Annotated in this window: 20 protein-coding genes; 6 read left to right on the top strand and 14 right to left on the bottom strand. The window is 60.2% G+C overall.

Annotation, left to right across the window (positions count from 1 at the left end):
• Positions 1-228: 228 nt before the first annotated feature.
• From PG898_RS06740 to PG898_RS06750, 3 genes are all read left to right on the top strand, one after another.
• Complete coding sequence (locus tag PG898_RS06740; protein WP_270823664.1) at positions 229-519, top strand: hypothetical protein; 291 nt, start codon at positions 229-231, stop codon at positions 517-519.
• Between the two features lie 26 nt (positions 520-545).
• Positions 546-926 carry a hypothetical protein gene (locus PG898_RS06745; protein ID WP_270823663.1) on the top strand — a complete coding sequence of 127 codons (381 nt, stop codon included), beginning with the start codon at positions 546-548 and terminating at the stop codon, positions 924-926.
• A gap of 279 nt (positions 927-1,205) precedes the next feature.
• The gene (locus PG898_RS06750; RefSeq protein WP_270823662.1) at positions 1,206-1,403 is read left to right on the top strand and encodes a hypothetical protein; all 198 of its coding nucleotides are present in this window, start codon (positions 1,206-1,208) and stop codon (positions 1,401-1,403) included.
• A gap of 16 nt (positions 1,404-1,419) precedes the next feature.
• Here the strand turns inward: PG898_RS06750 and PG898_RS06755 are convergent, their stop codons facing one another.
• The 4 genes from PG898_RS06755 to rpsF form a co-directional block, all read right to left on the bottom strand.
• The gene (locus PG898_RS06755; protein ID WP_171272636.1) at positions 1,420-2,163 is read right to left on the bottom strand and encodes a ferredoxin--NADP reductase; all 744 of its coding nucleotides are present in this window, start codon (positions 2,161-2,163) and stop codon (positions 1,420-1,422) included.
• A gap of 113 nt (positions 2,164-2,276) precedes the next feature.
• Positions 2,277-2,723, bottom strand: a complete 447-nt coding sequence (rplI, locus tag PG898_RS06760; protein WP_005331773.1) for a 50S ribosomal protein L9 — start codon at positions 2,721-2,723, stop codon at positions 2,277-2,279.
• Positions 2,724-2,772: 49 nt separating this feature from the next.
• A complete protein-coding gene (rpsR, locus tag PG898_RS06765; protein ID WP_005313392.1) occupies positions 2,773-3,003 on the bottom strand; it encodes a 30S ribosomal protein S18 in 231 nt (76 codons plus the stop codon).
• Positions 3,004-3,035: 32 nt separating this feature from the next.
• Positions 3,036-3,422 carry a 30S ribosomal protein S6 gene (gene rpsF, locus PG898_RS06770; protein WP_005331771.1) on the bottom strand — a complete coding sequence of 129 codons (387 nt, stop codon included), beginning with the start codon at positions 3,420-3,422 and terminating at the stop codon, positions 3,036-3,038.
• 236 nt (positions 3,423-3,658) lie between these two features.
• On the opposite strand from rpsF, the gene PG898_RS06775 reads away from it, so the two are divergent.
• Both PG898_RS06775 and PG898_RS06780 read left to right on the top strand, forming a co-directional pair.
• Complete coding sequence (locus PG898_RS06775; RefSeq protein WP_270823661.1) at positions 3,659-4,882, top strand: Nramp family divalent metal transporter; 1,224 nt, start codon at positions 3,659-3,661, stop codon at positions 4,880-4,882.
• Between the two features lie 113 nt (positions 4,883-4,995).
• Positions 4,996-5,844, top strand: a complete 849-nt coding sequence (locus tag PG898_RS06780) for a hypothetical protein (RefSeq protein ID WP_270823659.1) — start codon at positions 4,996-4,998, stop codon at positions 5,842-5,844.
• A gap of 27 nt (positions 5,845-5,871) precedes the next feature.
• Here the strand turns inward: PG898_RS06780 and PG898_RS06785 are convergent, their stop codons facing one another.
• The 6 genes from PG898_RS06785 to rnr form a co-directional block, all read right to left on the bottom strand.
• Positions 5,872-6,708 (bottom strand): DMT family transporter, encoded by an 837-nt coding sequence (locus tag PG898_RS06785; protein ID WP_270823658.1) that lies wholly within the window; start codon positions 6,706-6,708, stop codon positions 5,872-5,874.
• A gap of 104 nt (positions 6,709-6,812) precedes the next feature.
• Positions 6,813-7,268, bottom strand: a complete 456-nt coding sequence (locus PG898_RS06790; protein WP_270823657.1) for a GNAT family N-acetyltransferase — start codon at positions 7,266-7,268, stop codon at positions 6,813-6,815.
• 66 nt (positions 7,269-7,334) lie between these two features.
• Positions 7,335-8,537 carry a lysozyme inhibitor LprI family protein gene (locus PG898_RS06795; RefSeq protein ID WP_270823655.1) on the bottom strand — a complete coding sequence of 401 codons (1,203 nt, stop codon included), beginning with the start codon at positions 8,535-8,537 and terminating at the stop codon, positions 7,335-7,337.
• A 94-nt stretch (positions 8,538-8,631) separates the two neighbouring features.
• Positions 8,632-9,192, bottom strand: coding sequence for a Crp/Fnr family transcriptional regulator (locus PG898_RS06800; RefSeq protein WP_270823690.1), 561 nt, complete (start codon positions 9,190-9,192; stop codon positions 8,632-8,634).
• A 10-nt stretch (positions 9,193-9,202) separates the two neighbouring features.
• Positions 9,203-9,952, bottom strand: a complete 750-nt coding sequence (rlmB, locus tag PG898_RS06805; RefSeq protein ID WP_218410790.1) for a 23S rRNA (guanosine(2251)-2'-O)-methyltransferase RlmB — start codon at positions 9,950-9,952, stop codon at positions 9,203-9,205.
• Positions 9,949-12,342: a ribonuclease R gene (gene rnr / locus PG898_RS06810; RefSeq protein ID WP_270823654.1), complete on the bottom strand. Its 2,394-nt coding sequence runs from the start codon at positions 12,340-12,342 to the stop codon at positions 9,949-9,951. Before rnr ends, rlmB begins: the two co-directional genes overlap by 4 nt.
• Before the next feature lie 133 nt (positions 12,343-12,475).
• Here rnr and PG898_RS06815 point away from each other — a divergent pair, with 133 nt between their 5' ends.
• Positions 12,476-13,498, top strand: coding sequence for a GGDEF domain-containing protein (locus tag PG898_RS06815; protein ID WP_042648816.1), 1,023 nt, complete (start codon positions 12,476-12,478; stop codon positions 13,496-13,498).
• Positions 13,499-13,556: 58 nt separating this feature from the next.
• Here the strand turns inward: PG898_RS06815 and luxS are convergent, their stop codons facing one another.
• From luxS to PG898_RS06835, 4 genes are all read right to left on the bottom strand, one after another.
• Positions 13,557-14,066 (bottom strand): S-ribosylhomocysteine lyase, encoded by a 510-nt coding sequence (luxS, locus tag PG898_RS06820; protein WP_017782209.1) that lies wholly within the window; start codon positions 14,064-14,066, stop codon positions 13,557-13,559.
• A gap of 17 nt (positions 14,067-14,083) precedes the next feature.
• A complete protein-coding gene (locus PG898_RS06825; protein ID WP_139751230.1) occupies positions 14,084-14,677 on the bottom strand; it encodes a transglycosylase SLT domain-containing protein in 594 nt (197 codons plus the stop codon).
• 61 nt (positions 14,678-14,738) lie between these two features.
• Positions 14,739-15,077: a nitrogen regulatory protein P-II gene (glnB, locus tag PG898_RS06830; RefSeq protein ID WP_005308848.1), complete on the bottom strand. Its 339-nt coding sequence runs from the start codon at positions 15,075-15,077 to the stop codon at positions 14,739-14,741.
• A 9-nt stretch (positions 15,078-15,086) separates the two neighbouring features.
• A complete protein-coding gene (locus PG898_RS06835) occupies positions 15,087-16,709 on the bottom strand; it encodes an NAD+ synthase (RefSeq protein WP_270823653.1) in 1,623 nt (540 codons plus the stop codon).
• Between the last annotated feature and the right edge of the window lie 54 nt (positions 16,710-16,763).

Below are 16,763 nucleotides of genomic sequence, written 5' to 3' on the forward strand. Positions count from 1 at the left end.
TGCAGGAAAAGTTGGCTGCCGATTATAGTCACCGGGCGGTCGGAGAGAAGGGCAAATACCTGAATTCCTTCATATGGATAACCAGCTGTCCATAGTGCGACCAAAACGGACGAATCGGCAGCAGAAAACCGCTACAATCGACCTCAGACTTGAAGGGAGTATTTCGTTGTGCCTGGGTTCAGCCCGGCGCGCTACACTGACTCCCTATTGCCATTATCCGAGGACATCATGAACAGAACGACTACGCTGCTGCTCTCCCTGCTTCTGGTTGCCGGCACCTCCATCTCATCGGTCCAGGCTCAGGAGCAGGGGAATAACGCTTTCTCCGTTGACGAGCTCACCTTCAATCTGGACTGGAATGACACGCAATTTGACTGGTCGCAGACAAGTTGTCTCGATCTGGGGGTCGGTGAGGATGCCTCTGCCGATTGCAAGGGCGTCAAGCTCAACCTGGATGATGAGACGCCCCGCAACCAACCCCCCAGCACCAACCAGATCCCGACCAGCCCGGAACAGTGACTAGTCACGACAGGAGCCTCTCTGATATGACACATCCCAAGCGCAATACCATGATCAACCGCACCGCTCTGCTGCTCTCTCTGTTCATTGCCCACGGCGTCGCCTTTGCTGCGCCTCCTTCCAAGAACAACGACGACATCAAGATCTCCACCGATCGGGGCCAAATCAGCCTGGATTGGGACGACAAGGAGTACGACTGGTGGCAGAACAACTGCCTGAATATCAGCACCCGCAGCAGCAGTATCAAACTCAACTGTGACAACATGGATGGCAAGTATCGCGACCACTACAACCGTAGCATCCACAGCGGCAACAACCCGGGCAAGGGCCACGACAAGAACGACTGGGACAGCAACGACAACGCGAAGTACAAAGAAAAAGGCAACGGGAAAGGCAAAAACAAGTGATGGTTCAGGGGCTCCGGCCCCTGAATGCGTTCGCGCTGACAATGGCCAACTTATTGCCAAAGTTCAGAACTCATGAAACTCCGTGACTGTTGACTTCCCCCCATCAAGACTCGATAGCCCCCCTCCATGGTCTTGGCAAAAAGTTGAATCATGTCATTTTACGAACGTTCACCACCCATTCCTCACCAGATCAATCACCATAGTGCCAAGGTGTTGTTCCGCCCCGGTTAAGGCTGGCGGCGATAGACTGCCTCTCCTCCAGCCGTCATCGAGGCCATCATGCGCAACCCCATTTCCCACCTGCTCGCCCGGTTACTGAACAGCGGCGCAGCATTTGAAGCCCCTCTTGCCCGGCGCAGCCCCGCCCAAGATGCTGGCTCCCATCAGGAAGAACAGGGAGCGGGAAGGCAGCCACTTGGCGATATTCCCCGCACCGAGGGCTCTTGCAAGCACGATGGTGACAAGATAGGTCGCTGACCGCCCCTGCTGGCGTCTACCAGTAATTTTCCATGCTGATGTTGCCGGGTGCCCGGCGCAGGTTCTTGGCAAGACCAAGCTCCAGCAGGGTTTGCTGCGTCTCCTTCACCATGGCGGGATTGCCGCAGATCATCACCTGGCTGTGCTCAGCCGAGAATGCGAGCCCGACCCTGGCCTGCAGCTCGCCGCTGGCAATGGCCGCCGGGATCCGACCGGGCAACGCGTCGGGCCAGGGTTCGCGGCTGACGAAAGGCACATAGTGAAAACGGTGTCCATACTGCTCGACCAGGCTGGTAATCAGGCCCTGATAGGTGAGCTCCTCCCCCTTGCGCACCCCGTGCACCAGCACCAGATTCTCGAAACGCTCGAAGACCTCCCCCTCAGCCAGCATGGCGAGGAAGGGGCCAATGGCCGTGCCGGTGGAGAGCAGCCAGAGATCCCGTCCCGGCGGGAGCTCGTCCAGGGTCAGGAAGCCCGTGGCCTGAGACTGAACCAGCAAGGAATCCCCCGGTTGCAAGGCACCGAGGGAGGGAGTCAGTTCGCCGTCCGGGATCTCGACCAGATAGAATTCGTGGTAGGGGGCGGAGGGGGGATTAACGAAGGAATAGGCGCGCTGGATCCGCTGATCGCCCCGTTGCAGGGCAAGCTTGGTAAATTGCCCCGCCTTGTAGGGGGCGAGATCCGCCGCTATGCGCAAGGAAAACAGGGTGGGCGTCCACTCGATGCGCTCGAGTACCCGACCTTCGACCCAGGCTGCCATACAGGTTCTCCTCCAAAGAAACAGAACCTCACTCTACCCCTTGATCCCCTCTTGATTCAAAAAGAAAAAAACCCGCGCATGTGCGCGGGTTTTTTCTGCAAAGCGAATCGCTATTACAGAGCAACAACCTGGATCTGTACGGTTGCCTTGACGTCAGCATGCAGCTGAACAACAACTTCGTACTCGCCGGTGTTACGCAGAACGTTGCCCATACGGACTTCGCTCTTGGCAACGGCGACGCCGGCAGCAGTGATGGCTTCAGCCACGTCACGGGTACCGATGGAACCGAACAGCTTGCCTTCGTCGCCAGACTTGGAGGCGATGACAACGGCAGCCAGTTCACCCAGCTTGGCAGCGCGCTCTTCAGCGGCAGCTTTACCGGCAGCCAGTTTGGCTTCCAGTTCAGCACGGCGAGCATCGAAGGTCTCGATGTTGGCCTTGGTAGCCATAACGGCTTTGCCTTGCGGGATCAGATAGTTACGGGCGTAGCCGGCTTTAACAGCGACTTGATCACCCAGACCGCCCAGTTTGGCGATTTTGTCGAGCAGGATAACTTGCATTACCTTTCCTCTATAAAAGTTGAGTTAGGCTTAAGTGCCGGACCGATTCTTACTTGTTGTGCAGATCGGTGTACGGCAGCAGAGCCAGGTAACGAGCACGCTTGATGGCGCGTGCCAGCTGACGCTGATACTTGGCGCGGGTACCGGTGATACGGCTCGGTACGATCTTGCCAGATTCAGTGACGTAGTTTTTCAGAGTAACGATATCTTTGTAGTCGATCTCGGTAACGTTCTCGGCGGTGAAGCGGCAGAACTTACGACGACGGAAATAACGTGCCATGGCCTTTATCCTCTAATGCGGTGATCTAAGAATTACTCTTCGGAAGACGCTTCAACAGCATCTTCGCGGCGCTCGTCGTCACGACGGGTGAAGCGCTCTTCCTTGGCCTTGGCCATCGGAGAAACTTCAGTCACGGCGTGCTTGGTGCGCATGATCATGTTGCGGATAACGGCATCGTTGAAGCGGAAGTTGGTTTCCAGTTCGTCGATAACGGCCTGCTCAGCTTCTACGTTCATCAGAACATAGTGAGCCTTGTGCAGCTTGTCGATCGGGTAAGCCAGCTGACGACGGCCCCAATCTTCCAGGCGATGAATGGTGCCACCAGCGGTGGTGATAGCGCCGGTGTAACGCTCGATCATGCCAGGTACTTGCTCGCTCTGGTCCGGATGAACCATGAAGACGATTTCGTAATGACGCATTTTAGCTCCTTACGGATTAATTCAGCCTCCGCCCAGGTGCAGCCAGACCTCGGAGGCAAGGAACATAGTGGTGTTTAGACGCTGCTTTCTAGGGCGGCGTATTGTACGAAATAGCCTCTCCCACTGCAACTGGCGTCGACAGATGTTTTTGTCGATGAGCCTGATGTAAAACTTCAATTGATAACAATTATCATTTAGATCTATTCTATCTCCATGCTCTTATGGAGGGTGACACCATGCAACCCGCATTGACCACGGCCATCCCGGCCCGCAAATTCAAGCTGACCCTGCTTGGCCCCGCCTTCATCGCCGCCATCGGCTACATAGATCCGGGCAACTTCGCCACCAACATCCAGGCCGGCTCCACCTTTTGTTATCAACTGCTGTGGGTGGTGGTCTGGGCCAACCTGATGGCCATGGTGGTGCAGACCCTCTCCGCCAAGCTCGGCATCGTCACCGGCAAGAATCTGGCGGAGCACATCCGGGACAAATTACCCAAACCGGCAGTCTGGGCCTACTGGGTGCAGGCGGAGATCATCGCCATGGCCACGGATCTCGCCGAGTTCATCGGCGCTGCGGTGGGCTTCAAGTTGCTGTTCGGGGTGACGCTGCTGGAAGGGGCCTGCATCACTGCCTTGGTCACCTGGGGCATTCTCATGCTGCAATCCCGCGGCCAGAAGCCGCTGGAGTTCGTAGTGGGCGGTCTGCTGCTGTTCGTGGCCGCCGCCTACATAGTCGAGCTGGTCTTCTCCCGCCCCCATCTGCCCAGCCTGCTGGAAGGCGCCCTCTTCCCCGGTCTGCCCAACGGCGATGCCGTCTATCTCGCCGCCGGCGTGCTGGGGGCGACAGTGATGCCCCACGTCATCTATCTCCACTCGGCGCTGACCCAGCACACCCAGGATCAGGGCAGCGTGCCCCAGCGGCTGCACAGCACCCGGGTCGATGTGGCCATCGCCATGACCATAGCCGGCTTCGTCAACCTGGCCATGATGGCCATGGCCGCTGCGGCCTTCCACGACGCGGGCCACCAGCAGGTGGCGGAGCTTGAAACGGCCTACCAGACACTCACTCCCTTGCTGGGTCAGGCTGCCGCCACCCTGTTCGGGCTCTCTCTGGTCGCGTCCGGCATCTCCTCCACCGTAGTCGGGACTCTGGCAGGCCAGGTGGTGATGCAGGGCTTCGTGCGCTTCACCATACCGCTCTGGCTGCGCCGGGCCATCACCATGGCCCCCGCCTTCGTGGTGATCGCCATGGGACTCAACACCACTGAGATCCTGGTTCTGAGCCAGGTCATTCTGAGCTTTGGCATAGCCCTCGCACTCATTCCGCTGCTGATGCTCACCGGCGATCGCGCCCTGATGGGGGAGCATCGCAACCATCCGCTGACCCAGGCAATCGGTCGCGTCATCGTCGCGCTGGTGATCGGCCTCAACGCCTATCTGCTGGTCACCATGATCTAGTGTTCACTCCGCCATCTTCGAGCCGGCTCGTTAACAGAGGTTAATGAGCCGGCCCCCGCTTTGGCGTATGCTGCCGCTTTCTCTTCTCTATTTCTCGTTGCGGAAGCCTTGCCATGGAACATACCCGAGTCAGCTTCGTGCTGGGCCATCATCAGGAACAGGCCTGCGTCGTCTATTGCGAGCAGGGGCAACCCAGCCTGCTGGTCACCAACCTCACCCCCTTCCATCCCCAGAGCCACCTCTGGCTCGATCAACCGGGGGATGTGGGCACTGTGCGCTGGGATGGGGGCGAGGCGGCCGTGGGCCCCTGCCGGATGGGGGCCATCAGCCCGGAAGGCAGGCTGTTCGTGGATCAGGATATTCCGGTCAAGCGGGGCGCCGAGGGCTGGGCCTTCGTGGTGGTGCATCCCCTCGCCGGCTCCCATCAGCTTGCCATCGGCACGCAGGTGGAACTGAGGGTGGATGCCGAGGCCCGCCACTCCTTAAGTCTGGGTCACAGCGGCTGCCATCTGGTGGCGCTGGCCCTCAACCGGGCACTCGTCCCTTACTGGCGCAAGGAGGTGAGCGAGCGCGATGCGCTGGATCAGCCCGATTTCGACCGCCTCGCCATCCAGACCTCGCGGGTCGAACCTCTGAGCTCCCGGGAGCAATACCGCATCGGCAAAAGCCTGCGCAAGAAGGGAGTCAACAGTGAGGCACTGCTGGCGGATCTGGCGCTGATAGAAGAAAAGGTCAACCGGCAACTCGCTAGCTGGCTGACTGCGGGTGGCGAGATCAGTCGCTCGCGAGCAGGCGAGGCCATCATCGACTCCCGCTACTGGCACTGCACGCTTGAGGGAAAAGAGCTGACCATCCCCTGCGGCGGCACCCATGCCGGCACTCTGGCGGAGCTGGGTCAGGTCAAAGTACAGCTCGCCCCCGCAGAGGAGGGGTTCAGCCTGCTCTCCGAAGTAACCCCCTGAGTCGGCGACAGATCCGGTTTATCCCCATCAGCCAAGCCGGATCAACAATATGCCGCAGAGGATCACCAGGGCCGCCATCAGCCTGACTCGCCCCAGCCGCTCCCCCAGCCAGAGCCAGGAGAGCAGCACGGCAAACAGCACGCTGCTCTCGCGCAGCGCCGCCACCAGCCCGATGGGAGCCAGGGTCATGGCCCAGATGACGATGCCGTAGGCAAGCAGCGAGAGGGCGCCGCCCAGGGCGCCCGAATACCACTCGGCCCGGGTCAGGCTGCGCAAGGCGGTGCGGCTCTGCCATCTCATCAGCAGCGGCATCACTAGGGCCGTCAGGGTAAAGAGCCAGAGGGTATAGCGTATCGGCTCCCCCGCCGAGCGGGCCCCTACCCCGTCAGACAGGGTATAGGCGGCGGTAAACAGCGCCGTGATCAGCACGGCGCACAGGGCGGCAGGCGCCAACCGGATGCCGCCGCGCCAGGCCATCAGCAAGACCCCGCCCACCAGCACCATGGCCCCTGCCACAGCCACGAAACCGGGCACCTCCCCCAGCAGCAAGGCGCCGAGCAGCAAGGTCACCAGGGGCGCGCTGCCACGGGCCAGCGGATAGATCTGGCCAAACTCCCCCAAACGGTAGGCCCGGCCGAGAAAGAGGCAATATCCGCAGTGCAACAGGATGGAGAGTGCCAACCAAGGATATTCGACCTGGGCCGGCCACCCCACCAGCGGCAGGAAAGGCAGGGAGAAGAGGCCGGAACAGAGGGAGACCAGCAACACGCTGACACGCCCCTCGGCCTGGCGCTTGGCCAGCGCATTCCACAGGGCGTGCAGCAAGGCGGCCAGCAAGATGGCCGCGAAGATGGAGAGGGTCACGACGGGGTTCCAATCAACAAGGGAGTGGGATCATACCCGTTTGTGTCGCAACAAGGTGGGAGCCCGCTCATGTCTGCCCCCTATCCCTTTCACAGCACAAAGAGTCAGCCCGGCAGCTTGCGCATGCCAACGTGAGGAATATCGTCCTCCAGATAGCCCTCCCCTTCCGGTGCGAAGCCGTGCTGGCCATAGAACCCCTGCAGGTGAGCCTGGGCGCCGAGCCAGATGCTGTGCGCCGGCCAGCGGGCCGTGCAGGCGGTCACCGCCTCATCGAGCAACCTGTGGCCCAGACCACCCCCTCTCGACTGGGGGGAGGTGACCACCCGGCCTATGGCGGCGCCACTGTCGTCGCCGATGCCGGGGGCCATGATGCGGGCATAGGCGGCCAGATGATCGCCTTCATAACCGAGCAGGTGCAGCACGCCGTCCCGGCGATCCACTCCGTCCAGATCCTGGAAGGGGCAGCTCTGCTCCACCACGAACACCTCGGCCCGCAGTGCCAGCAACTCATACAACTCGTTCGTGGTCAGTGCAGACCAGGGTTTCAGGATCCAGTTCATCCGCGACTCCATGTAAGGGGAAAGGTGCAGCATAATCGATGCACCAGCCTCCTTCATTAACCATTGTTAATGTGAGGCATCCTCGCTCAAGTCCCACTCTTCGATGAAATCTAGGCGCTGATTAAGCCAGATTGCCACGATGTTGTTCACGGCGATCTCGGCGTTTTGGACCGACATCCCCTTCTCTTCCTGTAGCCAAGTCAGTGTGAGCTGGTGCGTCTCCGCTACCGCCTTGAGCATGACCTCACGCTCGGCAACCGGCCATACCTTCGCATCCCCGTTGCGTATCCGTAGCTCAGCTGCCGAGGTCGACCTCCCTGCCTTATCGATAGCAATAAAATCTTCGGGGGCAAGATTGATGTGCAGCTCGTCTATCCGCCAATCGGCGAAGGTACCGAAAACCATAGTGCCAAAAGAGGATGAAATGCGTTCCATCTGTGTATTGAAGAGCTGGCGAAGCCGCTGCCAGGCCGGACGCCGGAACAGATCATCGGGAAGAGAGCAGTTAGGCGCCATGTTATCTCGGCTTGATCCCCAGAGCCCGCCAAAGGCGTCATATGCAGGCCAACCGATGCGTGTAAAGATAAAACAGTGCCGCAGTGAGTCGGGATTGGCTCGCTCTTCCAGCACTAGACGCAGCAAGGTCAAGGTCGCGCTGGCACGGGTTGCGGGCTTCTCGTACCCCAAATCGGCGGCCATAGACGCGGTGTATTCGTCATTGAATCTGGCCAATACCTGGGCATAGCGAGCACGCGCCTGCTTGTCGCTGACCCCGCTCGCCGGCTCGAACTGATGAAGATAGAGCAGCCACGCCGAAGCCTCGGCACTACGGTAATCATTCAGCTTGACCGCAGCAGCGGCGGGATCGACCTGGATCAGTTGCACTGTTTCAGTGAACGCCTTGTCTTGTTGTACGACCTGCTCGCCGAGCGCTTTGATACGGTGCGCCATGCTGTCTCGCAAGCACTCTGGCAGTTGCGATGTCATCTTACTGCAGGCGTTACGTTGTTTAAGCCACTGACGCTGTTCGGCAAGCAGCGCATCCGCTTGAGATGAATCAGCACTATCACGAGCCTGTTCATAGCGATCGGCCAGCTGACTGTCGAGTGCGCCTAGCGCATCTTGTTGGCAAATCGTGTGTTCGATGACCGTACTGGCCACCCCGCAATCAAACGAGGCAGCCTGTGCGGTGGCCGAACCAACACACGCCCCTACCGTGGTCAGCAACCACAACAGATAAAAAGCAGAATGGGTAACAAACCTTCTCATATGTGCACTCCAGGACTCATGGCGAACCGTGCACATCATACGGAGATTCTCGAGTGGCAACAGCGTCGTATGCCTGCAATACGCCATACGACGATCAGGGTGTATTTCGCATTCTCTTCCGAATGCGGCTCAGGCTGATGGGGCTGATGCCGAGATAGGCGGCGATCTGGTGATCCGGCACCCTGGCATCCAGTGCGGGAAAGCAGTCCAGGAAGTGCTGATAGCGGGCCTGGGGGCTCTCGGTCAAGAGCAGCAGCTCTTTTTCTTCCTTGATGCGCAGCTGCACTTCCAGCAGGTGCTGATACCAGGCGGACCAGCAGGAGAGCGGACGCAGGTCGGCCAGCTGGAACAGCTGCAAGCGGCAGGGTTCCAGCGCTTCCACGCTGTAGCGGGCGGGTTCGCCACTGAGCAAGTGATGGAAGTCGAGAAACTCGTCCCCCTCCCAATAGAACTCCTTGATGTACTCCCGCCCATCCGCCAGCACCACCCTGGCCCGCAGCAACCCCTGCTCCACCCTGATCAGCAGATCCGGACTGTCGCCGGCGTGCCAGAGGCAAGATTTAGGGGCGAGCGTCAGCGGCCGGGCAAAAGAGAGGAGGCGCCTGGCCTCCTGCTCATCTGTGACCCTGTCCCGGAAAAAGGGAGGTCTGTCCATCATCACGGCGTCAGCTGCGGCGCTGACGCACGGCTTCGAACAGGCAGACGCCGCTCGCCACCGAGACGTTGAGGCTGGATACCGCCCCCGCCATCGGTATGCTCACCAGTTCGTCGCAATGTTCGCGGGTCAGGCGACGCATCCCCTTGCCCTCGGCGCCCATCACCAGCGCCATGGGGCCGGTCAGCTTGGCCTGATAGAGGTCGTGGTCCGCCTCACCGGCGGTACCGACTATCCAGACACCGCGCTCCTGCAGCTCGCGCAGGGTGCGCGCCAGATTGGTGACCTGAATGAGCGGCACCACTTCGGCGGCGCCACAGGCGACCTTGCGCACTATGGAGGTCAGGCCGGTGGCCTTGTCCCGCGGCACTATCACCGCATGGACCCCGGCCGCATCGGCGCTGCGCAGGCAGGCACCGAGGTTGTGCGGATCGGTCACCCCGTCCAGCACCAGCAGGAAGGGGGCGGCCTCTTGCACCGCCAGGCCGTCCAGCAGACTGGCCAGGTCGTGCTCGGCCAGCTTGGGCGCCTCTATAACCTTGGCCATGATGCCCTGGTGATTGTTGCCCTCCGCTTTGTCATCGAGCGTCTTGCGGTTCACGCTCTGCACCTTGATGCCGAGAGATTCCAGCTCGGTCAGCAAGGGTTGCAGCCGGTCGTCATCGCGGCCCTTGAGGGCCCACACTTCGATGAAACGCTCCGGGGTGCGCTCAAGCAGCGCGGATACAGCGTGAATGCCGTAGATCAGTTCTGTACTCATTTAGTGCTCTTGGCCTTGTCGCGAGCGTTTTTGCTCGGTCGTCTGTTGCTGGGCTTGGCGCGGCCACCTTTGTCGGATTTGCCGTGATCCTTGCCCTCTTTGCGTTTCTCGTGGCGCTGGGCGCTCTTGGCCTTCTCTTTCTTGATCTCGGCCTGCTTGCGCGCCATCTCCTTGGCGTTCTTGCCGGTGGCCTGGAGCGGCTCTTCCACCATCACGAAGTCGATCTTGCGATCGTCCAGGTTCACGCCCATCACCTTGACCCGCACTTTGTCACCCAGACGGTAGCGACGACGGAAGTTCTCGCCGATCAGCTGCATGTGCAGGGGATCAAACTGGTAGTAGTCGTTGGTGAGGGTACTGACGTGTACCAGACCGTCGATGTGGATATCCGCCAAGCGCACGAAGAAGCCAAAGCCGGTGACGCTGGCGATCACGCCATCGAACTCGTCACCCACGTGATCCAGCATGTACTCGCACTTGAGCCAGTCGGCCACGTCGCGGGTCGCATCGTCGGCACGGCGCTCTGTCATGGAGCAGTGCTCGCCCATCGGGTCCACTTCTTCCAGCTGGTAGTGGTAACCACCGCTAGGAGTCCACTTGTGGCGCAGGTTGCCCTGCTGCTCTTTTGCAGTCTGGTACTTGATGGCACGATGCAGAATGAGGTCGGGGTAACGACGGATCGGCGAAGTGAAGTGGGCGTAGGACTTCAGGGCCAGACCGAAGTGACCTATGTTGTCAGCCTGATAGACGGCCTGACGCATGGAGCGCAGCAGCATGGTGGAGAGCAGCTCGGCATCCGGGCGCCCTTCAAACTTGGCGGCCAGATCGGCAAAGTCTTTCGGCTCGGGCTCGAGACCGCCCTTGAGCTCCAGACCCAGTTCAGCCAGGAAGTCACGAAAACCGGTCAGACGCTCTTCGCCCGGACGGTCGTGCACCCGGAACAGAGCAGAGGCTTCGTTCTTCTCGATGTAACGGGCCGCGGCCACGTTCGCCTGGATCATGCACTCTTCGATGATCTTATGGGCATCGTTGCGCACCAGCGGCACGATCTGGTCGATCTTGCGCTGGGCGTTGAAGATGAAACGGGTCTCTTCGCTCTCGAACTCCACCGCACCACGCTGGTGACGGGCGTGCTTGAGCGCCTTGTAGAGGTTGTTGAGCTCTTCGATGTGGCCCACCAGCGGGTCATATTGCTGACGCAGCTTGGGATCACCATCCAGAATGGCCGCAACCTTGCTGTAGGTCATGCGGGCATGGGAGTTCATCACCGCTTCGTAGAACTTGTAGCCGGACATGCGGCCAGCGGCGGAGATGGTCATCTCACACACCATGCAGAGGCGGTCAACCTGCGGATTCAGGGAGCACAAACCGTTGGAGAGAACCTCCGGCAGCATGGGCACCACGAACTCGGGGAAATAGACCGAGTTGCCGCGCTGATAGGCTTCAGCATCCAGCGCAGTGCCAGGCTTCACATAGGCGGAGACGTCCGCAATGGCAACCCACAGGCGCCAGCCGCCGCCACGCTTGGCTTCACAGAAGACGGCGTCATCGAAGTCGCGGGCATCTTCCCCGTCAATGGTGACCAGCGGCAGAGCGCGCAGGTCGATACGACCCTCTTTGGCCTTTTCCGGTACCTGTTCGCCGAGACCGGCAACCTCCTTGGTCACCTCCTCCGGCCAGGTATGCGGGATACCGTGGGTACGCAGGGCAATTTCAATCTCCATGCCCGGGGCCATGTTCTCGCCCAGCACGTCCAGTACGGTACCGACCGCGTTGATGCGGGAGTTGGCGCGCTGGTTGATGCGCACCACCACGACCTGGCTCTGGCGAGCCCCCTTGTTTTCGCCTTCCGGGATGATGATGTCCTGACCGATGCGGCTGTCATCCGGCACCACGAAACCCACGCCGTTCTCGACGAAGTAACGGCCGACGATGTCTGCCTCACGGGGCTTGAGCAGGCGCACCAGACGCGCTTCCTGACGACCCTTGCGGTCGATCTCGGTCGGCTGCACCAGGGCATAGTCACCGTGCATCAGGCGCTGCATCTCGCGGTTGTTCAGATACAGATCCGGTCCACCACCTTCCGGGCGCAGAAAACCGAAACCATCTTTATGGCCGAGTACATACCCTTTGACCAGATTCAGACGATCCGGCAGGGCGTAACATTGGTTGCGAGTGAATACCAACTGCCCATCGCGCTCCATGGCGCGCAGACGACGGCGCAAGGCTTCCAACGGCTCTTCGTCAGTCAGCTTGAGTGCCTTGGCCAGCTCTTCGCGGGACATCGGCTTTTCGTGACCCTTGATGAGTTCGAGGATCAGCTCGCGACTGGCGATGGGGTTTTCGTATTTTTCGGCCTCGCGTTGGAGGAAAGGATCTTTTTGAGACATAAGCAGGCCTTAGGGTAGGTAGTAACCCAGACATTATATCGAAGGGGGGAGCTAATGGCATCCATCGACTGCCTTTTGGCCAATCTCTCTGTCATACTGGCGACAGTTTGCAGGTATGTGAGACTCGGAACTCATGAGCAAGGACTCGTTCGCCCAATCGGCCGCCTATTTGAAACAGGCGGTCCCCCTGATGATCAAGTATCAAATCCCCACCACCCCGAACAATTACCATCTTTGGTACAACTATGTCTCTGGCGCCATGCCCGAGCTGAATAACGCCGTCGATCACGCGATAAAACTGCAGGGTACCTTCTCCCTCACCACCTGTGAGCGTCTCTATCACCAGCATCTGGCCAGCCAGGACGAGCAACAGATGGAGGCGATGAAGCTCAATCTGGTCGCCATGGCCAATGAGCTCGGCCACTCCATGCAGGATGCGCTGGTCGATACCGGCCAGTTCCAGGCCATGCTCGACAAAAGCTTCGACAAGTTGAACCTCATCGATGACGAAGGACTGAGCCTGGACGACACCATGGCCATCTTGCGGGAACTGGTACGCGAGTCGCGGGACGTGCGCATGTCCACCCTGCACTTTCGCAACCAGCTCAGCAGCGCCGAGAAGGAGATCAAGGAGCTCAAGGCAGCACTGAACGAGACGCGCAAGATGGCCACCGAGGACGCTCTCACCTCGCTGCTCAACCGTCGCGCCTTCGATCTGGAGATGGACAGCCTGATCCGCAGCAAGCAGCCCTTCTCGCTGATCATGACCGATATCGATCGTTTCAAGAACTTCAACGACGAATATGGCCATCTGCTGGGAGATCAGGTGCTGCGCATCGTCGGCAAGCGGCTGCGGGAAGTGAGCAAGGAGGGCATCACGGCCTATCGGCTCGGAGGGGAAGAGTTTGCCCTGCTGGTACCGGGCCGGGTGTTGGCACTGACCCGCCAGATGGCGGAGAGCCTGCGCAGGGTCATCGAGCGGATGTCGCTGCTGGATCGCAAATCAGGCCGGCGCATCGATCACATCACCGCCTCCTTCGGTGTGGGGGAATATAATGGGCAGGAGACGGCGGACGCCCTGATAGAGCGCACCGACAAGCTGCTCTACAAGGCCAAGGAGCTGGGTCGCAACCGGGTGATGCCACTCCCATCCTGATCCCCCAGATATGAAAAGGCCGGTCACAGACCGGCCTTTTCATTTTTCCGCATTCTGCTCAGAGGCTTTTCAGCTTCTCTTCCGGCAGCGCCAGCTCGTCGTTGTGGTTGACGCCGATGCCGCGCTCCAGCACGTGGCGGGCGATGGCATGGGCCTCTTCCAGGGAGTGCATGCTGTAGGTACCGCACTGGTATTCGTTCAGCTCGGGGATTTTGCCCTGCTCCTGCACGGTCAGCACGTCGCTCATGGCGGCCTGCCAGGCCGCGCCCACGCGGGCCTCGTCCGGCGCGCCGATCAGGCTCATGTAGAAGCCGGTACGGCAGCCCATGGGGGAGATGTCGATGATCTCGACCCCGTTACCGTTCAAGTGATCCCGCATGAAACCGGCAAACAGATGCTCAAGGGTATGGATGCCGCGCTCGGAGAGGATCTCCTGGTTCGGCACACAGAAGCGCAGATCGAACACGGTAATGGTGTCCTTGTTCGGGGTCTGCATGGTCTTGGCCACCCGGACTGCCGGGGCTGCCATGCGAGTATGGTCGACGGTAAAACTGTCCAATAACGGCATTTCTGACTCCTGATTGGTTACGAGAACCAGCCCCCGCTGGGGAGCCGATCCTTGCATTGTCGATACTGGGCGCCGTAGCGTTGGGCACGGGCCTCCACCTTGCGAGAGACCTTCATCAGCCACCCCTTGCTGCGGTAGCTGCCGCGCCGGTAACCACCCCAGCCTTCGTGATAATTGAGATATTGACCGTAGGCATCCCACTTGGAAGTGCCATTGAGCCGCTGCGCCTTGTGAGTGTACCAGCCCATGAAATCGATGGCGTCGGCGAAGTCGTCACGATCGCTCCAGCCGTTGCCGCTCTCCCGCTGGTAATCATCCCAAGTCTCATCCTTGACCTGGGCATAGCCATAAGCAGAGCTGGCACGCCCGGTCGGGATGAAGAGAAAATATTGCATCGGCGGCTGGGCATCGTGCACGAAGGAGGACTCCTGATACATCATGGCCATCACCACATGTACCGGGGTCCCCCACTTTTCGTTCATCTTGAGTGCCGCCTTGTGCCACTCGGGTTTTTCCCGAAAGATCTGGCACAGGTTTTCCGGCTGGGCCGGTGGCTGACTACTGCAAGCAGTCAGCACCATCAGCAGGCCGGCTGCCACCATGAGACGCATCCTTGGCATCGGATGGGTTACATTTTCGTTCTCTTGGTCGTTACGAGGCACATCCATCACATCAAATCGCGTCTTCGTTCTCTTCACCGGTGCGGATGCGGATCACACGCTCCACCTCGCAGACGAAGATCTTGCCATCACCGATTTTGCCGGTACGGGCAGTGTTCTGGATCGCTTCCAGACAGGCGTCGAGATCCTCGTCCTGCACCACCAGCTCTACTTTTACCTTGGGCAGGAAGTCGACCATGTACTCGGCACCGCGATAGAGCTCGGTATGGCCCTTCTGGCGCCCGAAGCCTTTGACTTCGGATACGGTCATGCCGTTGATGCCGATCTCGGCCAGGGCTTCGCGCACATCGTCCAACTTGAACGGTTTGATGATGGCTTCAATCTTCTTCATGGTGACTCCTTACCAGTTCTGTTTACCGAACCCGGACGTAATGGGGTAGCGGCGATCCTTACCAAAGTTGCGGGTCGTGATACGGGGCCCGACGGCAGCCTGACGGCGCTTGTACTCGTTGAGATCCACCAGACGGATCACCTTGCGCACCACGGCTTCTTCGAAGCCCTCCGCCACCATGTCGGCGACCGAGGCATCTTCTTCCACATAGCGCTTGAGGATGGCGTCCAGAATGTCGTAGGGGGGCAGGCTGTCCTGATCCACCTGATCCGGTGCCAGCTCTGCCGAAGGGGGACGATCAATGACCCGCTGCGGGATCACATAGTCGACGGAGTTGCGGTATTCGCACAGCTTGAAAACCAGCGTTTTGGGCACGTCCTTGAGCACGTCAAAGCCGCCCGCCATGTCACCATACAGGGTGGCATAGCCGACCGCCATCTCACTCTTGTTGCCGGTGGTCAATACGATACGGCGACGCTTGTTGGAGAGCGCCATCAAGAGCACACCACGGCAGCGGGCCTGCAGGTTCTCTTCGGTAGTGTCGCGGGCCGTCCCTTCAAACAGCGGCGCCAGCTGAGCCATAAAGCCCTCGAACATGGGCTCGATGGAGATGATGTTGAACTCGACCCCCATCCGCTCGGCCTGCTCCTTGGCATCCTCCACGCTCATCTGGGCGGTGTAGCGGAACGGCATCATCACCGCCTGCACCTTGTCGGCGCCGATGGCATCGGCCGCGATGGCGAGCGTCAGGGCGGAGTCTATGCCACCCGAGAGGCCCAGCACGGCCCCCTGGAAACCGTTCTTTGTGACGTAGTCATGCACCGCCAGCACCAGCGCCTGATAGGTCTCGGCCAGGGGCGCCAGCGGCGCGGCGGGTTCCCGCTCTTTCAGCGGCTGACCGTCGACAAAACGCACCAGCGCCAGCTCTTCGGTAAAGGGGGCCAGCTTGTGGGTCAGCTCGCTCTGGCTGTTGAACACCTTGGAGCAACCGTCGAATATCAGTTCGTCCTGACCACAGACCTGATTGAGGTAAACCAGCGGCAAGCCGGTCTGATCGCAGCGCTCGGCCATCAGCTCGCGACGGATCCAGGGTTTCTCCTGATCGTAAGGGGAGGCATTGATGGTGAGCAGCAGCTCGGCCCCCGCCGCCTTGGCGGCCAGCGCCGGACCCGGTTGCCACAGGTCTTCGCAGATGAGCAAGCCCAGCTGGTGGCCACGGAACGGCACCACGCAGGTATCGCTCGCCGCAGTGAAGTAGCGCTTCTCGTCGAACACCCCGTAGTTGGGAAGATCCTGCTTGAAGTAACGGGCGATCAGCTTGCCCCGCTCATAGAGAGAAGCGGCATTGTAGAGCGCTTCTCCCTCACGCCAGGGGTGACCCACCAGGATGGCGCAACGACCCTGCCAGGCTGCGACACGAGCCAGAGCCGCCTCCACCCGGACCATCAGATCGCTGCGCAGCAGCAGATCTTCAGGCGGATAGCCGGTCAGCGCCAGCTCGGAGCAGACCAGCAGATCGGCGCCTTGCTGGTCGGCCTCTGCGGCGGCAGCCAGCACCTTGTCACAGTTATCTTCGATGGCGCCTACCGTCAGATTTAACTGGGCAAGCATCAGAGAGAGGGCTTTTGCCATGGCGATGCATCTTGAATTCGAAAATGATGGGGAATGATAAAGAAAAGGCGCTGG

Origin of the sequence: Aeromonas sp. QDB31, from assembly GCF_027707605.1 — a bacterium.
GTDB classification, from domain to species: domain Bacteria; phylum Pseudomonadota; class Gammaproteobacteria; order Enterobacterales; family Aeromonadaceae; genus Aeromonas; species Aeromonas media.